The organism is Kitasatospora sp. NPDC050543 (genome assembly GCF_044457565.1).
In the GTDB taxonomy this organism is placed as follows: Bacteria; Actinomycetota; Actinomycetes; order Streptomycetales; family Streptomycetaceae; genus Kitasatospora.
In genome coordinates, this window is the sequence record NZ_JBITGZ010000016.1 from 168000 (window position 1) to 189082 (window position 21083).

A 21083-nucleotide genomic window follows, 5' to 3' on the forward strand; every position below is an offset into this window, starting at 1 on the left:
GGGCGGTGGGGTGGGGGGGGGGGGGGGGGGGGCGCGCCGCGCCCCCCCCCCCCCCCCGGGCTCGACCGCCGGCCCGGAGCCGACCCTCCGCTCCCGGCGGCTCGGCTCCGGCCTCGGTGGCCCGGCGAGCGGTAGCCGTCCGACGGACCGTCAGGCCTTCGGCTGCTGCTGGGTGATGCAGTGGATGCCGCCGCCGTTGGCGAAGATCTCGCGGGCGTCGACCAGCTCGACGGTGCGGCCGGGGTAGGCCTCGCCCAGGATGGCCGCGGCCTCCTGGTCGCGCGGGTCGTCGAAGGCGCAGAGGACGACGGCGCCGTTGGCCACGTAGTGGTTGATGTAGGAGTAGTCGACCGGCTCGCCGTCCTCGTCCAGCAGGACGGTCGGGGCGGGCAGCTCGATGACCTCCAGCTGGCGGCCGGCGGCGTCGGTGGACTTGCGCAGGATCGCCACCAGCTCCTTGCAGACCTCGTGGTCGGGGTGCGAGGGGTCGGGCTGGACGTGGGCGACGACCACGCCGGGGCGCACGAAGGAGGCGACGATGTCGATGTGGCCCCGGGTGCCGAACTCGTCGTAGTCGCGGGTGAGTCCGCGCGGCAGCCAGATCGCCTTGGTGGTGCCCAGCTGCGCGTGCAGCTCGGCCTCCACCTCCTCCTTCGTCCAGTCGGAGTTGCGGCCCTCGCCGAGCTGGACGGTCTCGGTCACCAGGACGGTGCCCTCGCCGTCGACGTGGATGCCGCCGCCCTCGTTGATCAGGCGGGAGGCGAACCGCTGCACACCGGTGAGCCCGGTGATGTGTTCGGCGATGTGCTGGTCGTTCTCCCAGCTGGCCCAGGACTGCGCGCCCCAGCCGTTGAACACCCAGTCGGTGGCGGCGAGCGAGCCCTTGCCGTCGACCAGGAAGGTCGGGCCGATGTCGCGCATCCAGGCGTCGTCGAGCGGGCGCTCGACCGTCTCGACCTGCTCGGAGACGTACTTGCGGGCCTCCTCGGTCTCACCGGTGTTGACGATCAGGGTGACCGGCTCGAACCGCACGATGGTGTTGGCGACCTGGGCCCAGGCGAGGCGCGCGTCGTGCAGCTGCTCGGGCGTCTCGAAGGTCTGGTTGGTGCTGGGGAACGCCATCCAGGTGCGGTCGTGCGGCGCCCATTCGGCGGGCATCCGGTAGCCGAGCGAGGCGGGGGTGCTGGTCATGAAGCGGGTCCTAGGGGAGGGGTGGGGGAGGAGGTCAGAGGAAGTACAGGCGGCTGAGCGAGACGCTGTCGGCGGGCTCGGAGCGGATCGGGGAGCCGTCCAGCGAGACCAGGCCGGTCTCGGCGACCTGGACGTCGCCGATCCGGGCGTTGCGCACCATGTCGCGCGGGCCGATGCCGCGGGTGCCGCGTACGCCGACCCGGCGGCGGCGGGTGGGCATGCCGTCGGCGGGCCTGTCCAGGTACGCGCCGTCGGCGGCGGCCTGGGCGACGAAGGCGACCGAGATGTCGGCGGCGGTGGCGCCGTGGGCGCCGAACTGCGGGCCCAGGACGAGGGGTTCGCAGCGGTCGGTGGAGGCGTTGGGGTCGCCGACCACGCCGTACGCGGGGAAGCCGGCCTTCAGGACCAGCTGCGGCTTGGCACCGAAGTGGTCCGGGCGCCAGAGCACGATGTCGGCGAGCTTGCCGACCTCGATCGAGCCGACCTCGTGGGCGAGGCCGTGCGCGATGGCGGGGTTGATGGTGAGCTTGGCGATGTAGCGCAGCACGCGTTCGTTGTCGTCGCCGCTCTCGGTGGTGCCGTACGAGCCGGTGCCGTCGAGGGGGCCGAGTTCGGCCTTCATCTTGCCGGCCATGGCGAAGGTGCGGCGGACGGTCTCGCCGGCGCGGCCCATGCCCTGGGCGTCGGAGGAGGTGATGCCGATGACGCCGAGGTCGTGCAGCACGTCCTCGGCGCCCATCGTGCCGGCGCGGATGCGGTCGCGGGCCATCGCGGCGTCGCCGGGGAGGTCGACCTTGAGGTCGTGGGCGGAGACGATCATGCCGAAGTGCTCGCCGAGGGCGTCCCGGCCGAAGGGCAGGGTGGGGTTGGTGGAGGAGCCGATGACGTTCTCGACGCCGGCCATCTTGAGCACGTTGGGCACGTGCCCGCCGCCGCAGCCCTCGATGTGGAAGGCGTGGATGGTGCGGCCCTCCAGGACCCGCAGGGTGTCCTCCACGGACAGGCACTCGTTGAGGCCGTCGGTGTGCAGGGCGACCTGGACGTCGTACTCCTCGGCGACCCGCAGCGCGGTGTCCAGGGCGCGGGTGTGCGCGCCCATGTCCTCGTGCACCTTGAAACCGGAGGCGCCGCCTTCGGCGAGGGCCTCCACCAGCGGGGCCGGGTCGGAGGACGAGCCGCGGCCGAGGAAGCCGATGTTGACCGGCCAGGCGTCGAAGGCGTTGAAGGCGTGCCGCAGCGCCCAGGGCGAGTTGACGCCGACGCCCCAGACCGGGCCGAACTCCTGGCCGATGATCGTGGTGACGCCGGAGGCCAGCGAGGCCTCCATGATCCGCGGGGAGAGCAGGTGGACGTGGGTGTCGATGGCGCCCGCGGTGGCGATCATGCCCTCGCCGGAGACGATCGTGGTGCCGGTGCCGACGACCACCTCGACACCGTCGAGCGTGTCCGGGTTGCCCGCCCGGCCGATCGAGGCGATCCGCCCGTCGATCAGGCCGATGGACGTCTTGCGGATGCCCTGGATCGCGTCGATCACCAGGACGTTGCTGATCACCACGTCGCAGGTGTCGCGGACGGCGGCGGCCTTGAGGTGCAGCCCGTCCCGGGCGGTCTTGCCGAAGCCTGCCAGGAACTCCTCGCCCGGCGCCTGGGAGTCGGACTCGACGCGGACGATCAGGCCGCTGTCGCCGAGCCGGATCCGGTCGCCGGCGCGGGGGCCGTGCACGGAGATGTAGTCATGGGGGGTGATGGCAGTCACGACTCGACCTCTGCGTCGTCGAAGTTGATCAGGTAGCCGGTAGCGCGGGCCTTCTCCAGCGCGGCCTCCTTGGCCCCGGGCGCGTCCAGCGGGCCGTCCACCAGTCCGGCGAAGCCGATCGCGACCCGCTCGCCGCCGATCGGCACGAGGCCGACCTCGATCGTGGCGCCCGGGTCGAAGCGGACCGAGGAGCCGGCCGGGACGGCCAGGTGGGTGCCGTAGGCGGCCGCGCGGTCGAAGGCGAGGCGCGGGTTGGACTCGAAGAAGTGGAAGTGCGAGGTGACCGAGATCGGTACGGCGGAGGTGTTGTGCACCGCGACCACGACCGTCTCCTCCACCGGGTCGTAGCCCTCGCCCGGGCCGGCCAGCGCGCCGCCGGGGGCCTCGTCGCCCAGCGAGCCCGCGCCCTTGAAGGGGTCGTTGACCACGGCGAGCCGGGTGCCGTCCTCGAAGACGGCCTCGACCTGGATCACGGTGACCACGTCCGGTACGCCCGGCAGCACGTCGTCGGCGGTGAGCACGCTGCGGCCGGCCTCGATCGCCTCGGCGAGCCGGCGCCCGTCCCGGGCGGCCTCGCAGACGGTGTCCGCGATCAGGGCGTGGGCCTCGGGCACGTTGAGGCGTACGCCCCGGGCGCGGCGGGCGCGGGCCAGCTCGGCTGCTGTGAAGATCAGCAGCCGGTCCCGCTCGGTGGGGGTCAGTCGCACGGTTCCTCGCTCGCGGTCGCCGATGGTACGGGGGTGGGGCCGGTACAGGGGGCGGACCCGGGGGGTCCGAAGTTAGAACGTCGTTCAAACTCCTCCTGGCCATTGAACCCGGACCGGGCCCCCCTGTCCAGCCTTGCCCTCGCGGACCCGATCGGCGCGCCGGGCGCCGCGATCGAGTCACCGGCTGGTGCTGTCGCTCGTCGCGCTCGATCGGTGGGTGGTCTGTGCGGGGGCCGTGGGCGCCGTGCGGGTGGCCGAGCGGTTCGGGACCGGCCGCTGGTTCCCGGCGCATGCGAGGAGTGCGAGGAGGGGGAGGGGCTGACGAATGTGGTTGTCCCGGTCGCAAACCTGTCCGAGGTGGGGGATTGGATCACGGCGTGCGCCCCGAGCCCCTTTCACCCCAGGTGATCGGACGCACACTGTTGCAAAGCGTGCCAGATGGGCATGAGGATGGGGGTTCAGTAAGTGGGTGGCCCGGCCGGCGGGGGATCCGGCATGGGCGCCGGATGAAGGCGGGGGCGTGTCTTGATGGACGGTCAGTCGCGATTTCCGCGGCAGCGGACGAGTTCGGGTTCGGGGGACGGACTTCGGTACACCGCCTCGGGCGGAGTGCCGGTGGGGCAGGCCGGGTACGGCAGGCCGGCGGAGCAGGGCGTATCGGCGGCCGGTTGTGCGCTGCACCGCCGCCTGCACGTGACGGTGGAGGCGGCCGATCTGGTCGCGGTGGGGGCGGTCCGCCAGCGGCTGCGCTCCGCACTCAGCCGCTGGGGGGTGCCCGAACTCGCCGACACCGCGGAGCTGCTGACGTCCGAACTGGTCACCAACGCCCTGCTGCACACCCGTCAGGGCGCGGTCCTCGACGCGGTGCTCACCGCGGACCTGCGGCTGCGGATCGAGGTCCAGGACGGCACCGCCGGGCTGCCCGTGCGCCGGCGTGAGCCCGACACCGAGTACGCGACCTCCGGCCGGGGTCTGCTGCTGGTCGAGGCACTGGCCGACGACTGGGGGGTACAGCTGCGGGGGGACGGCAAGGTCACCTGGTTCGAACTGGCATATTCCTGAGTCCTCAGCATTCGCCGTCGTTCGCCGCCGAACCGAGGATTCGCGGGCCCGTCGCCATTGCCGCTTTGCCGAACATTCGACAGGATAGTGGGAATGTGTGCCCGGGAACGGGAGCCAGCGGGGAGATCCGGCCTCGACCGGCGAACCTCCCGGCCGCGCCCCTCCAGCACCACGTCACCATCACCACCTCATCACCACGAGACGGCCATGCCGTTCCGCCCCGGCGGGACGCACGGCACGGCAGCGGCAGGAGCAGTATGGCCAACGAGCCCGAGCCACAGGGGTCGGCGCTTCCTCCCGGCGCGCCTGCGGGCCCGGCCTCCGGGAACGCGGGCGCGGGCACCGTCGGCCACGCCAACGGCGGCCCGGCCGGCGCCCCCGGCACGACCACCACCCGGACCGCCTCCACCAGCCCTGCCGCCTCCACCGCCCCTGCCGCTCCGGCCCCGGCCGGCGCCTCCGGCGCGCTGCCGGCCGGCCGCACGCCGGCCCAGGTGGTCCGCAGACACGCCCTGCGGGCGGCGCCCGGCCTGGCCACCGGCCGGCTGGCGCCGGTGGCCTCCGGCGGCCTGCCCACCACCTCCGGTGACTCCACCCCGGACTGGCTGGAGCCGGCGATGGCCGCCAACGGCATCGGCTCCTTCGACTGGGACATCCGCCGCGACGTCCTGGAGGGCGACCAGCGGGCCTGCGCGATCCTGGGTCTGAACAAGGGCGGCGGCGGGGGCCGGTTCGACCACACCTCCGGCTCCTTCCTGGCGCTGCTCCACCCGGAGGACGCCCCGGTGGTGCGCCGCCGGGTCGAGCGGGCGGTCGCCGAGCTGGGCCAGTGCGGCGCGTACTACCGCACCGTCGTGCCCAGCGGCGAGCTGCGCGCGGTGCGCTTCCGCGGCCGGGTCCTGGCGGACGCCTTCGGCCGGGCCTCCCGGATGGTCGGCTTCGTCTGGGACGCCACCGTCGAGCTGCACAAGCGCGACCGCGCCGACCGGATGGCCCTGCTGCGCGAGGAGCGCTCGCGCTTCATCAAGGAAGCCGCCCGCGCCCTGTCCGAGGCCGTCACCGTGACGGACGTCGCCCGGGTCTTCACCGAGCTGCCGTTGCCCGGCCTGCCACCGGACGGCCTGGTGCTGGCGGCGCAGGAGGCCGGGCGGGTCCGGATCCTGGGCGCCAGCGGGTACCAGCCGCACGAGATGGAGGCGTACGACCGCTCGGTGCTGCCGCCCGCGCACCCGGCGGCCGAGGCGTTGCGGGGCCGGATGCCGGTGTTCATCGCCAGCCGCGAGGAGTACCGCGAGCGCTACCCGGAGGTCTGGGGGTCGGTCAGCGCGATGCCGCGCAGCGCCTGGGCGTTCCTGCCGCTGGTGGCCAGCGGCCGGGCGATCGGCGTCTGTCTGGTCAGCTTCGACGACGACCGCGAGCTGGACGCCGACGAGCGGACCCTGCTGTCCACCCTCGGCGGCCTGGTCGCTCAGTCGCTGGCCCGGGCCCGGCTGCACGACGCGGAGCACGAGCTGGCGGCGGGCCTCCAGCGGGTGATGCTGCCGCGCACCGTACCCTCCGTCCCCGGGGTGACGACGGCGGTGCGCTACCTGGCGGCCGGCTCCGGCCTGCAGATCGGCGGCGACTGGTACGACGTGGTGCCGCTGCCCGGCGGGCACGTCGGGCTGGTGATCGGCGACGTCCAGGGCCATGACGTGCACGCGGCCGGGATCATGGGTCAGCTGCGGATCGCGTTGCGCGCGTACGCGGCCGAGGGTCACCCGCCCGCCGCGGTGATGGCCCGTGCCTCCCGCTTCCTCGCCGACCTGGACACCGATCACTTCGCCACCTGCACCTACGCCGAGGTCAACGTCGACTACGGCGTGGTGTACGCGGTGCGGGCCGGCCATCTGGACCCGGTGGTCCGGCGGGCGGACGGCAGCGCCGCCGTCCAGCCGGTCGCCGGCGGTCTGCCGCTGGGCATCGCGCCGGACGAGGAGTACCGGGTCACCCGGTTCAGCCTGGATCCGGGCGAAACGGTCCTGCTCTGCACGGACGGTCTGGTCGAGTCCCGGACGATGGACCTGGACACCGGGATGGGCCGGCTCTGCCGCTCGCTCTCCGGTGAGGTCCACAGCCACCGGGAGGCCGGCGGGGACCCGCTGGAGGATCTCGCCGACCGGGTGGCCTCGCAGGCCGCCGACGCGGGGGAGCGCGAGGACGACATAGCGCTCCTGCTGCTGCGCTGGGACGGCCCGGCGGGCGGGCTCGCCGCCCAGCAGCTGCGCCGCCGGATCGGCCAGGCGGACCTGGCACGGATCGCCGAGGTCCGCGCCGAGCTGCGGGACGCGCTGCGCCGCTGGGGCGTGGCCGAGCTGGTCGACACGGCCGAACTGCTCGCCTCCGAGCTGGTCACCAATGCGATCCGGCACACCGATCGCGACGCCATGTTCACCGCCCGGCTCTACCGGGATCCGGACGGCGAGGGCGGCGGGGCCAGGCTCAGGGTCGAGGTCGAGGACGAGTCGGACCTCTGGCCCACCCGGCGTACGCCGGGGGAGCAGGCGTCCTCCGGGCGCGGGCTGATGCTGGTCGAGGCGCTGGCGGACGGCTGGGGCGTGGAGCCACGGGGCTCGGGCAAGCGGATGTGGTTCGAGCTCTCCGCCGCGCCGGTGGCGGCGGAGAGCCCGAACCCGGGCCGGGGCTGATCAGCGATCACCCGAACTGCTGCTCAAGGTCCTTGAGCTTCTGCTCCAGCGAGTCCAGCCTGGGCAGGGTGACGGTGTCCTCGTCGAGGGTGAGGTCGATCGTCCGCCGGCTCGGGCGGGCCGGCAGGCCGGCCTGGACCACGATCGCGGTGGCCGGTTCACCGGCGCTGGGCTCGGGCCCGGCTATCGCAGACTCCGATCCGGACTCCAACTGCCGTGCGGTGGCCGGGCCGCGCGGGCGCCAGACGCTGTGCGTCCGGTTGATGGCGCGGATCTCGGCGCGCTCGCGCCGAGAGGCCATCCGCTGGCGTTCACGGTTGGCGGCGGCCTCGCGCTTGTCGTCGCGGACCTCCTCGACCGCCTCGTCCAGGCTGCGGACGCCCTCCAGCAGCATCAGCGACCAGGCCGCGTACGTCTCCACCGGGGCCCGCAGCCAGCGGACGATCCGGATCTGCGGCAGCGGGCGCGGCACCAGGCCCTGCTCGCGCAGGGCGGCCCGGCGGGTCTGCTTGAGGGCCCGGTCGAACAGCACGGCCGCGGAGAGGGACATCCCGGCGAAGAACTGCGGCGCGCCGGCGTGGCCGAGGCCGCGTGGGGCGTGCACCCAGTTGAACCAGGCCGAGGCGCCGGCGAACAGCCAGACCAGCAGCCGGGAGCCGAGCGCGGCGTCGCCGTGGCTGGCCTCGCGGACGGCGAGGACCGAGCAGAACATCGCCGCCCCGTCCAGGCCGAACGGCACCAGGTACTCCCACCCTCCGGAGAGGTTGAGATTCTGCACCCCGAAGCCGACCAGACCGTGGAAGGAGAGTGCGGCCGCAACGGCGGCGCAGCAGAACAGCAGCGTGTACGAGGCCCCGCCGTAGAGCGATTCCTTGCGGCGCCTGCGCTCCTCGGAGCGCTCCCAGGAATCCGGGCCGCCGTTGGACACCGAGCCTCTGCTCCGTGCGAAAGCCACCAGCACGGCGCTCACCACCAGCGCCAGGACGCCTGTGATGGCCCAGCCCAGAGGTATGTCGGACAGTTTCATGGCCTGAACCAGCCTCGCTTTCCTGCGGAGTGACCGGGAATCCATCATGGCGGATGTCCGCCCGCCAAATGGCTGATTTGCTGTCAATGCGCTGGAGAGAGGGATTTCTGACCGGGAGGCAATCGCATCGTCATACAAATATACGAGGGGATTGGTGCGGATTACTGCCCGGAATTTCGATTCCCTGTCCGTATCGAACAGGTCAACCGCGTGCCGCGCGGGGGCACCCGAAGCAGGACGTCTCCGGCCGGGCCGTGTAGAGCAGGCAGCAGCTCGCCCGGGTGCGGGTGCGGGTGCGGGTCCGGGCGCCGAGGCTCTCCCCGTCGCAGGTGTCCTCGCCGGATGCGCCCGCGTCGAAGCCGGTGCCGGAGGCGAAGGGCGCTGTGCCGCGGCCCCTGTCCGGCAGCAGGTCGCGCAGTGCGGCCACCGCGCGCTCCTCCTCGCCCAGCAGCCCGCCGACGTACCACAGGCCCTCGACCACCGCGTCCGTCGCCATCGCCCAGAGCGTGCGCGGGCCGCGTCGTACCGCCGGCCGGAACACCGAGAGGACCGGGTCCAGATGCGCCGTCAGAGCCGCCAGCAGCGCGGCGCGCAGCGCGCCCTCGTCCGCCACCACCAGCGCGCCGGGCAGCGCGGCCGCCGGATCGCCGGGCAGGCAGGTGAAGGCGCCGAGCCGGGCGGTGAGCTCCCCGGTCCGGCGTCGGAGCGAGACGGCCTCCGGCGCCAGGACGGGCACCCGGTGCTCCAGGAACCACGGCAGGGTGAAGAGCAGTCCGGCCGGCCAGCAGTAGCGGTGCAGGCAGAACCCGGCGGCGACGTCGGGGCGCAGCGGCCGCCCGTACCGCTCCAGGCCCTGGCGGGCGTCGAAGGCGATCAGCCTGCTCAGTGCCGCCGGGTCGTGGAGCAGGTCGGCGCCGCTGACCCAGCCGTTGCCGGAGCGCGGTGGGCCGGGGTGGACGCGCAGCTCGGGGAGGACCTCGGCCAGCCGGGAGTAGCCGGCGGTGCAGGGCGGAGGCAGCTCGGCGCGGGGCCGCGGCTGCGGGGCCGGCCCGCTCGTGCCCGCCGGGGTGCCGTCCGCGGCGGCCTCCGCGCGCCCGGGGCTGCCGACGGCTGCGGCGCTGCTCGCGGTCATGGCGGCCCCATCGGGTCGACCGGAGCTCGTGCGGAGCCCGGGAACGGCAAGGCGACCCGGCCGAGGCGCTGCTCCCCTCGGCCAGGTTAGGCTCACCTTAGCTGATGCTGCCCCCGGCCTCCTGTCCGATGCGCCCGTCCGTGGGAGTGGCGGGTGTGCCCGGTGCCGGCGGGGCGCTCAGGTGGCGCGCCAGCCAGACCGGTACGCCCCCCAGCGCCCGCACCAGTCGCCTCGCCTCCGCTCGTAAGCGGGTCGCCTCGGCTGGTCCCGACACCCCGGCGAGTGCCGCCAGCGCCGGTGCGACGCCGACCGTGAAGCCCAACTGCTCGCGCAGGCGCAGCGAGTTGTCGAAGCCTTCGCGGGCGCGTTCCCGGTCCCCGCCGGCCAGGGCGAGCGCGCCCAGGTGCCGCCAGGTGGAGGAGCTCAGCAGCGCGTCACCGTGCTCCGCCGCGCCCTCGTGCGCCCTGCGGTACGCGATCCACGCCGCCGTCGGGTCGCGCAGCAGGTTCTCGGCGACCAGGCCGCGGCGGAAGTCCAGCAGCGGACGGCCCGCGGCGTTCGGTGGCAGCAGGGCGGAGGTGCGGCCCAACGCCGCCTGGGCCTCGTCCAGCCGGTCGCGCTGGCCGAGCACGCTGGCCACGTATGCCAGGAAGCCGCGGGCGCAGGCGGCCGCGGCGCGCTGCTCGGTGGTGGACGCGCCGGCTTCGGCCAGCCTCAGCGCCTGCTCGGCCTGCTGCCAGTGTGCGGCGGTGAACAGGCACTGCTCGATGAGGAGTTCGGCGCGCACCAGGGCCGCCGCCGGATCCCGCTCGGCCGCCGGACGCAGCAGTTCCGCGGCCTCCTGCCAGCAGGCGCGTGAGCGCAGCCGCCACACGGTGTCCGCCGGCTCCTGCGGAGCACGCCCCCGCCCCCGCCCGTCCCGGCTTCCCGGGGCTGTTCCGTGCTCTGACAACGCCACCTCCTTGTGTGCGCCATCCAGCAATCGGGAGTGTCAGCAATCGGGACTGCTGTGGCCGCAATTCAACACGGGGGTGAGCTTGTGCACCAGATCACGAGCGTCACTGATTTGCGCCCCCGGGCGGGTGCGGGCCCGGCGGCGGGGGTGGGTCAGGACGTCCAGCCGGTCTCCATCAGCGCTTCCGCGGCGCCGTTCGCGGGTTGTGGGACGCCGGCCGGGTCCAGCGTGAACAGGGCCACCAGGAGCTGTTCGCCGCGTACGGTCGCCTGGTGGGAGTACCCCGCCATGGTGAACATGGCCGATGCCATCTCCTCGGCGTGCAGGGTCTGCAGCCACAGGCACTCGACGGACTTCACGTCGGCCGGCTCCGTCCAGGTGTCCACCTGGGCGACCATCCGCGCGCCCAGCAGGGTCACCCCGTCCCGTTCCTGGGCCTCCGTCAGCTCCAGGTCGTCAAAGCCCAGCCACTCCAGGTACCGCGCGGCGGTGTACACCGCGTCCTGCGAGGTGCGTACGGGCTGCGGGCGGAACGGCGCCCGCCGCTGCCAGGCGCCCGGCGAGGGCATCGCCGGCATGCCGGGTGGCGCGGCCACGGGGGCGCTGTGCGGGCGTACGGTCTGCGGGCGGGTGCTCGGCGGGCCGCTCGGGCCGGCGCCGGGCAGCCGGGTCGCCTTGTCCACCGGAAGACGCACGGTGGCGCCGCAGTTGCAGGTGAACTCGGGCTGCGGCCACTGGTCGGAGCGGCCGCAGTGCGGGCAGCGCATGCTCAGCCAGGAGTCCTCCCAGGAGCGGAACCGCACCTGGACCGGCACTCCGCCGCGCAGCAGCGGCACTTTCAGCGAGGCTCCGCACGCGCAGGGCAGCGACGGCGGCTCGTACAGGTGCTCGCGCCGGCAGGCCGGGCAGCGGATCGCCCGCGCGCCGCCGCCACCGCCCTGGGGGTGCTGTGCCGGGTCGCGGCCGGTGAAGTCATCGGGCAGTGACAGTCCGGACATGGCTCGCACCGTCCGTTCGGTTCGGCTGGGCAGGACGCTCCCATGCTCCCTGATCCGCACGGGTCGTGGCGAGGAATGCGGCAATCCCAGGGACAGATCAGGGGTGCCGGGCCGGCGGGTACGCGTGGAGGACGAGGCGCCGCCGGCGGTGATCATTCTCCGGGGGGAGCCGGGCCCGCCGGGCGTCCCACCGGATCGGCTGCCGGGGTGGATCGGCTGCCGGGTGGATCGGGCTGCCGGAGCTGCTTCCGGGTGGGGCGGACACCGAGGTCCGCCGGGCGCGGACCTCAGCCCGCCGTCCAACGGGCGAGGTCGGCGGGGGTGTCGAGGTCGTCGGGCACGGCGACGTCCCCGCACTCGACCAGGACGAGCTCGTCCGGGTGCGCCGCGAGCAGCGCGCGGGCGCCCGCGTCGCCGGTCGCACCGGCGGCGGCCTCGGCGAAGTGCCGGGCGCCGACCAGCACCGGGTGCCCGCGCCGTCCGTCGTACCCGGCCGCCGCGAGCTCGGCGCCCGCGCGGTGGGCGGCCAGCAGTCGGGCGACGGCCTGCGGGGTGACGCCGGGGGTGTCCACCAGCATCACCAGCACCGCCGCGAGGCCGGCCGGCAGCGCCTGGAGGCCGGCCCGCAGCGAGGAGCCCATGCCGCTCTCCCAGAGCGGGTTGTCGATCAGCCGGCACCCGGGCAGCTCGGTGCCGGCCCGGACCCGCTCCCGGGCGGCGCCGAGCACCACCGTCACGTCCTCGCAGCCCCCGGCCCGCACCACCGCCACGGCGTGCTCGACCAGCGGCCGGCCGCGGTACGGGAGCAGGGCCTTCGGCCGTCCGCCGAGCCGGCTGCCCCCGCCGGCGGCCAGGACGAGGGCGGCGACGGGCGGGTGGTGATCCTTCATGCGACCAGCTTGACGGGCCGCGCAAGCGCCCGCAGTTGTATGAATGCACAACACGAACCCGCAGGTCGCGGCGGCAACCAGGCTCTTCCACCGCTGGATCTTCGCCGGGGCTGGGCCTGTACTTGGTCGATGGACACCGCACCTCCCCCGCTGGTCGACCGCTTCGGCCGGGTCCACACCGACCTGCGGGTTTCGCTCACCGACCGCTGCAACCTGCGCTGCACGTACTGCATGCCGGCCGAGGGGCTCAACTGGCTCCCCAAGGCCGAGGTGCTCAGCGACGACGAGGTCACCCGCCTGGTGCGGATCGCGGTACGGCGCCTGGGTATCACCTCCGTCCGGCTGACCGGCGGCGAGCCGCTGCTGCGGCGCGGCCTGCCGGACCTGGTCGCCCGGCTGACCGGGCTCGGCCCGGAGGTCTCGCTCACCACCAACGGCATCGGGCTGGCCCGGACCGCCGTCGCGCTGAAGGACGCCGGGTTGCACCGGGTCAACGTCAGCCTCGACACGCTGCGCGCGGACCGCTACGCCGAGATCACCCGCCGCGACCGGATCGCCGACGTCTTCGCCGGCCTCGCCGCCGCCCGGGCCGCCGGCCTCGCCCCGGTCAAGGTCAACGCGGTGCCGGTGCGCGGCGTCAACGAGGACGAGATCACCGACCTGGTCGAGTTCGCCGCCGGGCACGGCTACCGGATGCGCTTCATCGAGTCGATGCCGCTGGACGCCCAGGGCGCCTGGGACCGGAGCAAGATGATCAGCGCCGATGAGCTGCTGGAGATCCTCGGCGCCCGGTGGGAGCTCGTCCCGGTCGGCCGGCACGGCAACGCGCCGGCCGAGGAGTGGCGGATCGCCGGGACGGACACCGTGGTCGGCGTGATCGCCTCCGTCACCCGCCCGTTCTGCGGCGGCTGCGACCGGGTCCGCCTGACCGCCGACGGCCAGCTGCGCAACTGCCTGTTCGCCACCACCGAGTCCGACCTGCGCGCCCTGCTGCGCGACGGGGCCGACGACGCCGCGATCGAGGCCGCCTGGCGCAACACCATCGCCCGCAAGGGCCCCGGCCACGACATCAACTCCGCCGACTTCGTCCAGCCGGACCGTCCGATGTCCGCCATCGGGGGCTGAGCAGCCGTCAAGTCGGCGGCCGCGGCGGCGCGTACCGGGTGCGGGGGCGCGGCCGACGGGCCGGGGGCACGTCGGGGGGTCCTGGTGGACGGGACCCGTTGCGCGAGCGGCTGAGGACGGCGTGCTGTGAGGGGCGCACCGCTGGTGCGCCCCTCACGGGCTACGTCGATGGGGCCGCGGGCCGGCAGGTCAGCCCGTCGTCGGGGCCGTCAGGTCGTAGAGCGTGGCGCCGTCGACCGTCTTCGCGGTGAAGTGGGCCGCGACCCAGCTAGCGATCTGCGCGGACTCCGAGGAGGACGATCCGCCCGGTCCGCCCGCTCCACCGCCCGCTCCACCGGTGGCGCCGGCCGCGGTGGCGGCTCCCGCCACCTCGGTGCGAGTCTGCGAACCGCCGCCGATGAAGTAGTGGATCTTCCCGTCCCGCACATACTGCTGGAAGGCGCCCAGGCTCAGCGAGGGATCGGTGCCGTTGAAGCCGCCGAGTGACATCACCGGCTTGCCGGTGGCCAGTTGGTAGCTCGCCGAGTTCTGCGAGCCGACCGCGGCCGCCGCCCAGGTGTAGCGGTCGGCGTCCTGACCGATCAGCGCGGCAAGGCCGGCACTCACCCGCGCGCCGTTGAGCAGCCCGCCCATCGCGCCGCCGCCCATCCCGCCGCCGCCCATCGCACCCGGAGCAGCACCCGGAGCACCCGCAGCGGCGCCCGCCGTACCGCCCGGGGGCAGGCCCGGCGCACCGTTCGGCCCGCCGGGGAAGCCCATCCCGCCGGCGCCGCCCGGGAACCGCCCGGCCCCGCCGCCCCGGCCGTCAGCCCGCGCACCGCCGTCGCGCGGCCCGCCGGCCTCGCCGCCCGGGAACACCTGCCCACGGCCGCCGAAGCCCGCGCCCTGGACCCGCGGGCCGGCCGTCACGATCGACCCGGTGTGCCCGGTCGAGACGGTGTCCAGCGCGTACGCCGCCGGCCCGCCGAACGCCGCCGCCAGCCCCACCAGGGCGGCCACCGCCGCGAGCCGCGCCGCCAGCCGCCCGGCCAGCAGCAGCGCGGCCGCCGCGGCCAGCCCGCCGGCCGGCACCGCCCAGCGCAGCCACGGCTGGAAGTCCGGGCTGCGCCCGAGCAGTACGTACGCCCAGAGGGCCGTGACCGCCAGCGTGCCGCTCAGCACCGCCGCGTACGGCAGCCGCCGCCGGGCCCGCCACAGGCCGTCCACGCCCATGCCGACCAGCGCCGCGACCGCCGGAACCAGCGCCACCGTGTAGTACTGGTGGAAGATCCCGGACATGAAGCTGAAGGTCAGCGCGGTGCAGACCAGCCAGCCGCCCCAGACCAGGAAGGCCGCCCGGGCGCTGTCCGTGCGGGGGTGGCGGCGGGTGGCCCAGAGGCCGACCACCAGCAGGATCAGCGCTGCGGGCAGCAGCCACGCGATCTGGCCGCCGATGTCGCCGTCGAACAGGCGGGTGATGCCGGTGGAGCCCCACTGCCCCCCGCCGCCGCCGCCACCGCCGGGGCCGCCCGGGCCGCCGGCGCCCGCCATCCGCCCGCCGCCGACGCTGCCGGTCTCGTTGCCGGTGAGCCGGCCGAAGCCGTTGTAGCCGAAGGTGACGGACAGGAAGCTGTTGTCCTGCGAACCACCGATGTAGGGCCGGGCGGAGGCCGGGACGAGCTCGACGACGGCCACCCACCAGCCGCCCGCCAGCGCCATCGCCGCACCGGCGGACAGCAGCTGGCGCAGCCGCCGCCAGACGCCGGTGGGGGCCACCACCAGGTAGACCAGCGCGAAGACCGGCAGCACCAGGAAGGCCTGCAGGGTCTTGGTGAGGAAGCCGAGGCCGAACAGCACCCCGGTGAGGACCAGCCACCTGGTGCTCGCCGTCTCGGTGGCCCGGAGCAGGGCGTAGGCGGCCAGGGTCAGCAGCAGGACCAGCAGCGCGTCCGGGTTGTTGAAGCGGAACATCAGGGCCGCGACCGGGGTGAGCGCCAGCGCCGCGCCGGCCAGCAGACCGCCGAGCGGGGAGAAGCGGCGGCGCAGCGTCGCGTACAGCGTGGCGACGGTGGCCACCGCCATCAGGGCCTGCGGGGCGAGGATCGACCACGAGCTGAGGCCGAAGAGCCGGGCGGAGAGCGCCATCGGCCAGAGCGAGAGCGGGGGCTTGTCGACGGTGATGAAGTTCGAGGCGTCGGAGGAGCCGTAGAAGAAGGCCTTCCAGCTCTGCGAGCCGGCCTGGGCGGCGGCGGAGTAGAAGGAGTTGGCCCAGCCGGAGGCGCTCAGACCCCAGAAGTAGAGGACAGCCGTCGCGGCGAGCAGCGCGAGCAGGGCCGGGCGTGCCCAGCGCGGGTCGTCGGCGCGGCCGCGCCAGGTGCGCCCCGGCAGGGTGCGCAGCCGGCCGCCCCAGGAGGCCGGGCCCCTGGGACCGGCCTCGGGGAGGGTGGCGGGCGGGAACAGCGGGTCGACCGTGGCGCGTGCCGGGGGCTCCGGCGGCGGGTAGTTCGCAGCCTCGGGCCACGGGTCGCTGGTCGGAGGTGGGGAACTGGTCGTGGTCATGGGGGATACGTTCGGCCGGGCGGCTGAGAGGGCCATGAGACGCAGCTGTGAACGGGCTGTGATCTTGCCGGTCCGGCTCGGATGCGGTCGGAGCCGCGCCGGGGTCCGGCCCGGATGCCGGTCGGGCGCCGCCCTGATCCCGCCCGGGTGCCGCCCGGGTCCGGGCTGCCGGTGCCTCGGGTCAGGCGCTCTGAGGCGCCGTCAGGTGCTTGCCCAGCCACTCCAGCGCGGGCGGGATCTCCCGGGTCCAGGTGTGGAAGTTGTGGCCGCCGGTGTCCAAGGTGATGGTGGAGAGCTTGGTCGGGGCCTTGAACGCGCCGACCATCGCCTGGGTGTCCTGGTAGTTGTTCTCGTCGTAGCTGGTGGCCAGCAGCAGCGAGACGGGCGCGGCGGGCTTGTTCTTCAGCCGCCAGAGCAGGTCGTTCTCCTGCTTGAGCTGCCCGTTGCCGGCGAACAGGTCGCCGGTGGTCTGGTCGATCGGCGCGGTGTAGTAGCCGGAGAGGGAGATCGCCGAGCGGTACGCGTCGGGCTTGCGCAGCGCGAACTTGAGTGCGCAGTAGCCCCCGGTTGAGTTGCCGATGACGGCGCGCGAGCCGGGGTCGTCGGCGAGGCGGTAGGTGGTGCCCAGCGCCTTGGGCAGGTCGGCGGTGAAGAAGGTCTCCACCTGCGGGCCGCCGGGGACGTCCATGCACTCGGTGTCGCGGTTGCCGGAGAGCGTGGGGCGCATCAGCACCAGGACGGTCGGCGGCAGCTTCTTCTGCTCGATGGCCTGGAGGGTGGAGGCCGGGTACTGCATCAGCGAGATCAGCTTCTCGGCCGAGCCGGGGTAGCCGGCCAGCACCAGGGCCATCGGGAAGGCCTGCTTGGCGTAGTCGGGCTGGAAGTACTGCGGCGGCAGGTAGACGTAGGCCTCGCTGCTCAGGCCGGAGCCGCTCCCTTTGACGTCGACCTTCTGGATCAGGCCGGACCGCTCGCGGGCCGACCCCTGCGCGGAGTACACCTTCTGTTCGCCCGTCACCGACAGGGCGGCGCTCGGCTGGTGGTCGACGACCGTGCCGGGGCCGCCGTCGGAGCCGAGCAGGTCGCTCCAGGAGCTGTAGAAGCCGAAGTACCCGTTGGCGATCAGGCCCATCGCGAGGAGTACGGCGAGCTGGGTGGCGAGGAACGCGCCGATCCGGCCCAGCCAGGCCTGCCAGGTCCGGCCGGCGAGTCTCGGCCAGAGCCACATGGTGGCGGCGAAGACGGCGATCGCCATGACGGAGGCGATGATCTGGAGCGGGAGTCCGGTGAGGCTGGGCACCAGCTGATGGTAGTTGACGGGCTCGCAAGCCCTGGTACGCGCCCCTTTGCGCCATTGTGCGCTCCATTGACCCCGGCTGCTCCGGCCGGGATCATGTCCGCGGGGAAGCACGACGACGGCATCAGGGGGGCCTGTCTTGGTCATGGCGGCGAAGTCCACCAGAGCGGTAGTCCTGGCGGCGGGCGCGGTCCTGCTGCTGGGTGCCTGTAGCAGCGGCGGCAGCGGCAGCAGTGGCGGTGACGCGGCATCGACCAGCAGTGCGACCGGATTCCCGTCCGCCACGCCGCTGCCGGTCCGCACGCCCACGCCGACACCCACTCCCACGCCGTACGGGCCGGTGCTCACCGGCTGGATCGCGCCGTTGGAGAGCGCCGTCGGGCAACTCGCCAAAGCCGGCAGCATGGACGAGTTCTCCACCGCCCTGAAGGACGCGGGCACCAAGGCGGACAACGCCTCCACCGGGCTGTCCCTGGCGTCCGAGCCGGCGGGTGTGGCCACCGCCCGACGCCAGCTGATGGTCGCCCTGGGCCAGCTCGCCGCGGACCTCGACAAGGTCCGGGGGGACATCCGCAGCAAGAACCTCTGCGCGACCAGCTCGGCGCTGGCCAAGGTGGGGGAGTCGGAGGGCCTGGCCGGTGTTGCGCCGGCCCTGAAGGCGCTGGCGGACGCCGGGTACCCGACCTCGTTCAACGTGCCGGACATGGGCAAGCTCCAGCATCGCTCACTGGACAACGGCACGCTCGTGCGCGAGGGCCGGCTGAACGGTGAGGGCGTACTCAGCATCGAGAACGGCGGCAGCTCGGACGCGGTGCTCTCGCTCGCCAAGGGCGGCAAGTCGGTGCACTCGATCTTCGTCAGCAAGGGCAAGACCGCCACGCTGGAGGGCATCGAGGACGGCACCTACGACATCTACTTCGCGGGCGGGGCGGACTGGGACTCCTCCACCAAGGCGTTCACCCAGAGCTGCGACTTCAGCAAGTTCGACGACACGATGGAGTTCGAGACCTCCCGCACCTACACCAAGTGGTCGATCACCCTGCAACCGACCGTCGGTGGCAACGCGCAGACCAGCGACGTGCCCGAGGGCACCTACCCGCTGCCGTAGCGCGTCGGCCGGGCAGCACTGCGCCCGGAGCGGCCGTCACGGCAGCTCCGGGCGCTTCGGGTGGGCCGGGCTCACGCGGTGCGCCCGGCCCGGCGTGCCCGGCTCAGCTCGCCCGGCTGAGCCAGGCGGTGGCGTTGAGCGCGAGCGCGGCGTCGGTGCCCGCCGGGTCGTCCCAGCCGTTGAAGAGCTTGTTGCCCGACTGCCCGGTGCCGTCGTCGGCGGGGGAGCTGTCGCCCCAGATCGCCACCCGGCCGCTGCCGAAGGTGCTGGTGACGAAGAAGGCGCCGGAGGTGCCGCTGTAGCCGGTCCGGTAGAGCAGCCCCTTGACGGCGGGGTTGTCGGCGGGCTTCAGGGTGAAGGTGGTGCCGGCCCGCAGGATCGAGCCGGTGACGGTGCCGAAGCCGCCGTGCAGGACGGGGTCGGCCGGGTCGGCGACGGCCCGCGGGTTGTCGGTGCTGATGTTCTTGAGGTCCACCGAGAACCCGAAGGGGTCGGTGTTGTCGACGCCGTTGGCGGTCATCAGGTCGTTGATGATCGCGGGGGAGTCCCAGCCGTCGTTGTTGCGGTCGCTCTGGGTGTGGTCCGAGATCAGGAACAGCCCGCCGCCGTTCTGCACGAAGGTCATGATCGCGGCCTTCTCGGCGGCGCTGAAGCGGATGTTCGGCTCGGGCACGACGAAGGTGTCGAAGTTGGCCAGGTCGAGCGCGCCGCCGGTGCCGTAGCTGATGGTGCCGCCGGCGGGCAGCGTCTTCAGGCTGTACTGGCCGGTCCGCTGGAGGGCGACGCCCCACGCGGAGAGCGCGCCCGTCCAGCTCTTCTCGGTGGTCGGGTCGGCGTTCTGCCCGAGCGGGTCCGGGATGCCGGTGCTGATGATCCAGTCGGCGTTGCCGGCCGTCTCGGCCTTGCTGTTGTCGAAGAGCACCCGGTGCTGGGTGCCGACGGCCGCCCGGGCCGGTGCCGCGACGGTGGGGGTCGGGGCGGCCAGGCCGGTGAGGGTGGCGGCGAGGACGGCGGCAGCCAGGGTGGCGGTCGTCCGGGACGTTCTGTGATGGTGGGTCATCTGCCGTGCCTCCGTGGGGGAGTGAGGGTTCCGCGCCGGGATATTCGCGCGTAGATCCGAGTATCCGGCGGGAGGGGCGGCACCGAAAGCCTTCGGAGGTTACGGCCGTTCGTACGGCACGTGACGCGTTCCGGTCATCTCTCTCGGCTCTGCCCAGGTCCACCGATTTCCGATCGTAGTTGCGTATGACTTGCAACTACTTCCTTGTACGCGGAAAGATGGCCCGGCTCGATGCTCACCTTCAGTGCTCACCCTCAGCACTTCCCGAGAGGACGCCGCCATGACCAGCGCGCCCCCCGTCGCCGCCGCACTGCGCGCACCCACGCGATGGCGTGACCGGCTCAGCCGGGACGAGTGGGTGCGCCTGGCCGGAATGGGCGGCTTCATCCTCGCCCTGCACGTGATCGGCTGGTTCACGCTGCTCGCGGTGATCGCGCCCCGGCACTACGACGTCGGCGGGCAGGTCTTCGGTGCGGGCATGGGCCTGACCGCCTACACCCTGGGCATGCGGCACGCCTTCGACGCCGACCACATCGCGGCCATCGACAACACCACCCGCAAGCTGATGGGCCAGGGCAAGCGGCCGCTCTCGGTCGGGTTCTGGTTCTCGCTGGGCCACTCCTCGATCGTCTTCGGCCTCTGCGCGCTGCTCGCCTTCGGCATCCGGTCGCTGGCCGGGCAGGTGGAGTCCGACGAGTCCTCGCTGCACAGCGCCACCGGCCTGATCGGCGTCACCGTCTCCGGCACCTTCCTGGTGCTGATCGGCCTGATCAACCTGGGCGCGTTCAACGGCATCCTGAAGGTGTTCCGCCGGATGCGCGAGGGCGAGTTCGACGAGGCGGAGCTGGAGCGCCAGCTCGACCGGCGCGGCTTCATGAACCGCATCCTGGGCCGGGTCACCAGGGCCGTCACCAAGCCCTGGCACATGTACCCGGTCGGCCTGCTCTTCGGCCTGGGCTTCGACACCGCCACCGAGGTCTCGCTGCTGGTGCTGGCCGGCGGTGCGGCGGCCTTCTCGCTGCCCTGGTACGCGCTGCTGGTGCTGCCGGTACTGTTCGCCGCCGGAATGAGCCTGCTGGACACCATCGACGGTTCGTTCATGAACTTCGCGTACGAGTGGGCGTTCTCCAAGCCCGTCCGCAAGATCTACTACAACCTGACCGTCACCGGCCTGTCCGTGGTGGTGGCCCTGGTGATCGGGGTGATCGAGCTGGTCGGCCTGCTCGGCGAGAAGCTCGACATCACCAGCGGCCCGATCGCCTGGATCGGCGAGCTCGACCTCAACCTGGTCGGGTACGCCGTGGTCGGCCTCTTCGTGGTGACCTGGGCGGGCGCGCTGGCGTTCTGGAAGTTCGGCCGGGTCGAGGAGAAGTGGTCGGCCGGCCTGGCCGCCGGCAGCGCCGAGAGCGACTGACGGCAGCGGCCGCGCGGGCAGAGGGCCCGCCGCCCCGGGGGACCCCCCGGGGCGGGGCCCCATAGCCGTGGCCCCGCGGGCCCCGGGTGGGGCGGTCGCCGCCCCCCCCCGCGGGGGGGGGGGGGGGGGGCGGCGG

The 21083-nt window shown here is 73.6% G+C and carries 16 protein-coding genes; 5 read left to right on the forward strand and 11 right to left on the reverse strand.

Features of this window, described 5'->3' with window-relative positions:
- Positions 1-150 precede the first annotated feature (150 nt).
- Genes ACIBH3_RS21105 through ACIBH3_RS21115 form a run of 3 tightly spaced genes read right to left on the reverse strand, consistent with a single transcriptional unit; the run spans position 151 to position 3654 of the window.
- Positions 151-1191: an agmatine/peptidylarginine deiminase gene (locus ACIBH3_RS21105; protein ID WP_396313550.1), complete on the reverse strand. Its 1041-nt coding sequence runs from the start codon at positions 1189-1191 to the stop codon at positions 151-153.
- A gap of 34 nt (positions 1192-1225) precedes the next feature.
- Positions 1226-2947 (reverse strand): urease subunit alpha, encoded by a 1722-nt coding sequence (locus tag ACIBH3_RS21110; protein WP_396313551.1) that lies wholly within the window; start codon positions 2945-2947, stop codon positions 1226-1228.
- Positions 2944-3654 (reverse strand): urease subunit gamma, encoded by a 711-nt coding sequence (locus ACIBH3_RS21115; RefSeq protein ID WP_396313552.1) that lies wholly within the window; start codon positions 3652-3654, stop codon positions 2944-2946. Before ACIBH3_RS21115 ends, ACIBH3_RS21110 begins: the two co-directional genes overlap by 4 nt.
- 615 nt (positions 3655-4269) lie before the next feature.
- Between ACIBH3_RS21115 and ACIBH3_RS21120 the strand changes: the two genes are divergently transcribed.
- Together ACIBH3_RS21120 and ACIBH3_RS21125 are read left to right on the forward strand one after the other, a co-directional pair.
- Positions 4270-4716, forward strand: a complete 447-nt coding sequence (locus ACIBH3_RS21120; protein ID WP_396313553.1) for an ATP-binding protein — start codon at positions 4270-4272, stop codon at positions 4714-4716.
- A 257-nt stretch (positions 4717-4973) separates the two neighbouring features.
- On the forward strand, positions 4974-7403 hold the full coding sequence (locus tag ACIBH3_RS21125; protein ID WP_396313554.1) for a SpoIIE family protein phosphatase: 2430 nt from the start codon (positions 4974-4976) through the stop codon (positions 7401-7403).
- 7 nt (positions 7404-7410) lie between these two features.
- Here ACIBH3_RS21125 and ACIBH3_RS21130 read toward each other — a convergent pair whose 3' ends face one another.
- From ACIBH3_RS21130 to ACIBH3_RS21150, 5 genes are all read right to left on the reverse strand, one after another.
- Positions 7411-8430 (reverse strand): DUF2637 domain-containing protein, encoded by a 1020-nt coding sequence (locus ACIBH3_RS21130; RefSeq protein WP_396313555.1) that lies wholly within the window; start codon positions 8428-8430, stop codon positions 7411-7413.
- Positions 8431-8632: 202 nt separating this feature from the next.
- Positions 8633-9562, reverse strand: a complete 930-nt coding sequence (locus tag ACIBH3_RS21135; protein WP_396313556.1) for an iron-sulfur protein — start codon at positions 9560-9562, stop codon at positions 8633-8635.
- A 97-nt stretch (positions 9563-9659) separates the two neighbouring features.
- A complete protein-coding gene (locus ACIBH3_RS21140; RefSeq protein WP_396313557.1) occupies positions 9660-10514 on the reverse strand; it encodes a hypothetical protein in 855 nt (284 codons plus the stop codon).
- Positions 10515-10669: 155 nt separating this feature from the next.
- Positions 10670-11515 (reverse strand): hypothetical protein, encoded by an 846-nt coding sequence (locus tag ACIBH3_RS21145; RefSeq protein ID WP_396313558.1) that lies wholly within the window; start codon positions 11513-11515, stop codon positions 10670-10672.
- Between the two features lie 287 nt (positions 11516-11802).
- Positions 11803-12405: an NTP transferase domain-containing protein gene (locus ACIBH3_RS21150; RefSeq protein WP_396313559.1), complete on the reverse strand. Its 603-nt coding sequence runs from the start codon at positions 12403-12405 to the stop codon at positions 11803-11805.
- A gap of 129 nt (positions 12406-12534) precedes the next feature.
- Here ACIBH3_RS21150 and moaA point away from each other — a divergent pair, with 129 nt between their 5' ends.
- Positions 12535-13530, forward strand: a complete 996-nt coding sequence (gene moaA, locus ACIBH3_RS21155; protein ID WP_396313560.1) for a GTP 3',8-cyclase MoaA — start codon at positions 12535-12537, stop codon at positions 13528-13530.
- A gap of 189 nt (positions 13531-13719) precedes the next feature.
- Here the strand turns inward: moaA and ACIBH3_RS21160 are convergent, their stop codons facing one another.
- Positions 13720-16068, reverse strand: coding sequence for a glycosyltransferase family 39 protein (locus ACIBH3_RS21160; protein ID WP_396313561.1), 2349 nt, complete (start codon positions 16066-16068; stop codon positions 13720-13722).
- Between the two features lie 181 nt (positions 16069-16249).
- Positions 16250-17368, reverse strand: coding sequence for an alpha/beta hydrolase (locus ACIBH3_RS21165; protein ID WP_396313562.1), 1119 nt, complete (start codon positions 17366-17368; stop codon positions 16250-16252).
- A 142-nt stretch (positions 17369-17510) separates the two neighbouring features.
- On the opposite strand from ACIBH3_RS21165, the gene ACIBH3_RS21170 reads away from it, so the two are divergent.
- A complete protein-coding gene (locus ACIBH3_RS21170; RefSeq protein ID WP_396313563.1) occupies positions 17511-18473 on the forward strand; it encodes a hypothetical protein in 963 nt (320 codons plus the stop codon).
- 103 nt (positions 18474-18576) lie between these two features.
- Here ACIBH3_RS21170 and ACIBH3_RS21175 read toward each other — a convergent pair whose 3' ends face one another.
- Entirely contained in the window at positions 18577-19533 is a 957-nt protein-coding gene (locus ACIBH3_RS21175) for a hydrolase (RefSeq protein ID WP_396313564.1), read from the reverse strand.
- A 280-nt stretch (positions 19534-19813) separates the two neighbouring features.
- Between ACIBH3_RS21175 and ACIBH3_RS21180 the strand changes: the two genes are divergently transcribed.
- Positions 19814-20947, forward strand: coding sequence for a HoxN/HupN/NixA family nickel/cobalt transporter (locus tag ACIBH3_RS21180; protein WP_396313565.1), 1134 nt, complete (start codon positions 19814-19816; stop codon positions 20945-20947).
- Positions 20948-21083 lie beyond the last annotated feature (136 nt).

Coding starts and splice junctions, on each gene's coding strand:
- ACIBH3_RS21130 (WP_396313555.1), bottom strand. CDS start 8,430: ATGAAACTGTCCGACATACCTCTGGGCTGGGCCATCACAGGCGTCCTG.
- ACIBH3_RS21125 (WP_396313554.1), top strand. CDS start 4,974: ATGGCCAACGAGCCCGAGCCACAGGGGTCGGCGCTTCCTCCCGGCGCG.
- ACIBH3_RS21175 (WP_396313564.1), bottom strand. CDS start 19,533: ATGACCCACCATCACAGAACGTCCCGGACGACCGCCACCCTGGCTGCC.
- ACIBH3_RS21170 (WP_396313563.1), top strand. CDS start 17,511: ATGGCGGCGAAGTCCACCAGAGCGGTAGTCCTGGCGGCGGGCGCGGTC.
- ACIBH3_RS21105 (WP_396313550.1), bottom strand. CDS start 1,191: ATGACCAGCACCCCCGCCTCGCTCGGCTACCGGATGCCCGCCGAATGG.
- ACIBH3_RS21150 (WP_396313559.1), bottom strand. CDS start 12,405: ATGAAGGATCACCACCCGCCCGTCGCCGCCCTCGTCCTGGCCGCCGGC.
- ACIBH3_RS21180 (WP_396313565.1), top strand. CDS start 19,814: ATGACCAGCGCGCCCCCCGTCGCCGCCGCACTGCGCGCACCCACGCGA.
- ACIBH3_RS21145 (WP_396313558.1), bottom strand. CDS start 11,515: ATGTCCGGACTGTCACTGCCCGATGACTTCACCGGCCGCGACCCGGCA.
- ACIBH3_RS21135 (WP_396313556.1), bottom strand. CDS start 9,562: ATGACCGCGAGCAGCGCCGCAGCCGTCGGCAGCCCCGGGCGCGCGGAG.
- ACIBH3_RS21160 (WP_396313561.1), bottom strand. CDS start 16,068: ATGACCACGACCAGTTCCCCACCTCCGACCAGCGACCCGTGGCCCGAG.
- moaA (WP_396313560.1), top strand. CDS start 12,535: ATGGACACCGCACCTCCCCCGCTGGTCGACCGCTTCGGCCGGGTCCAC.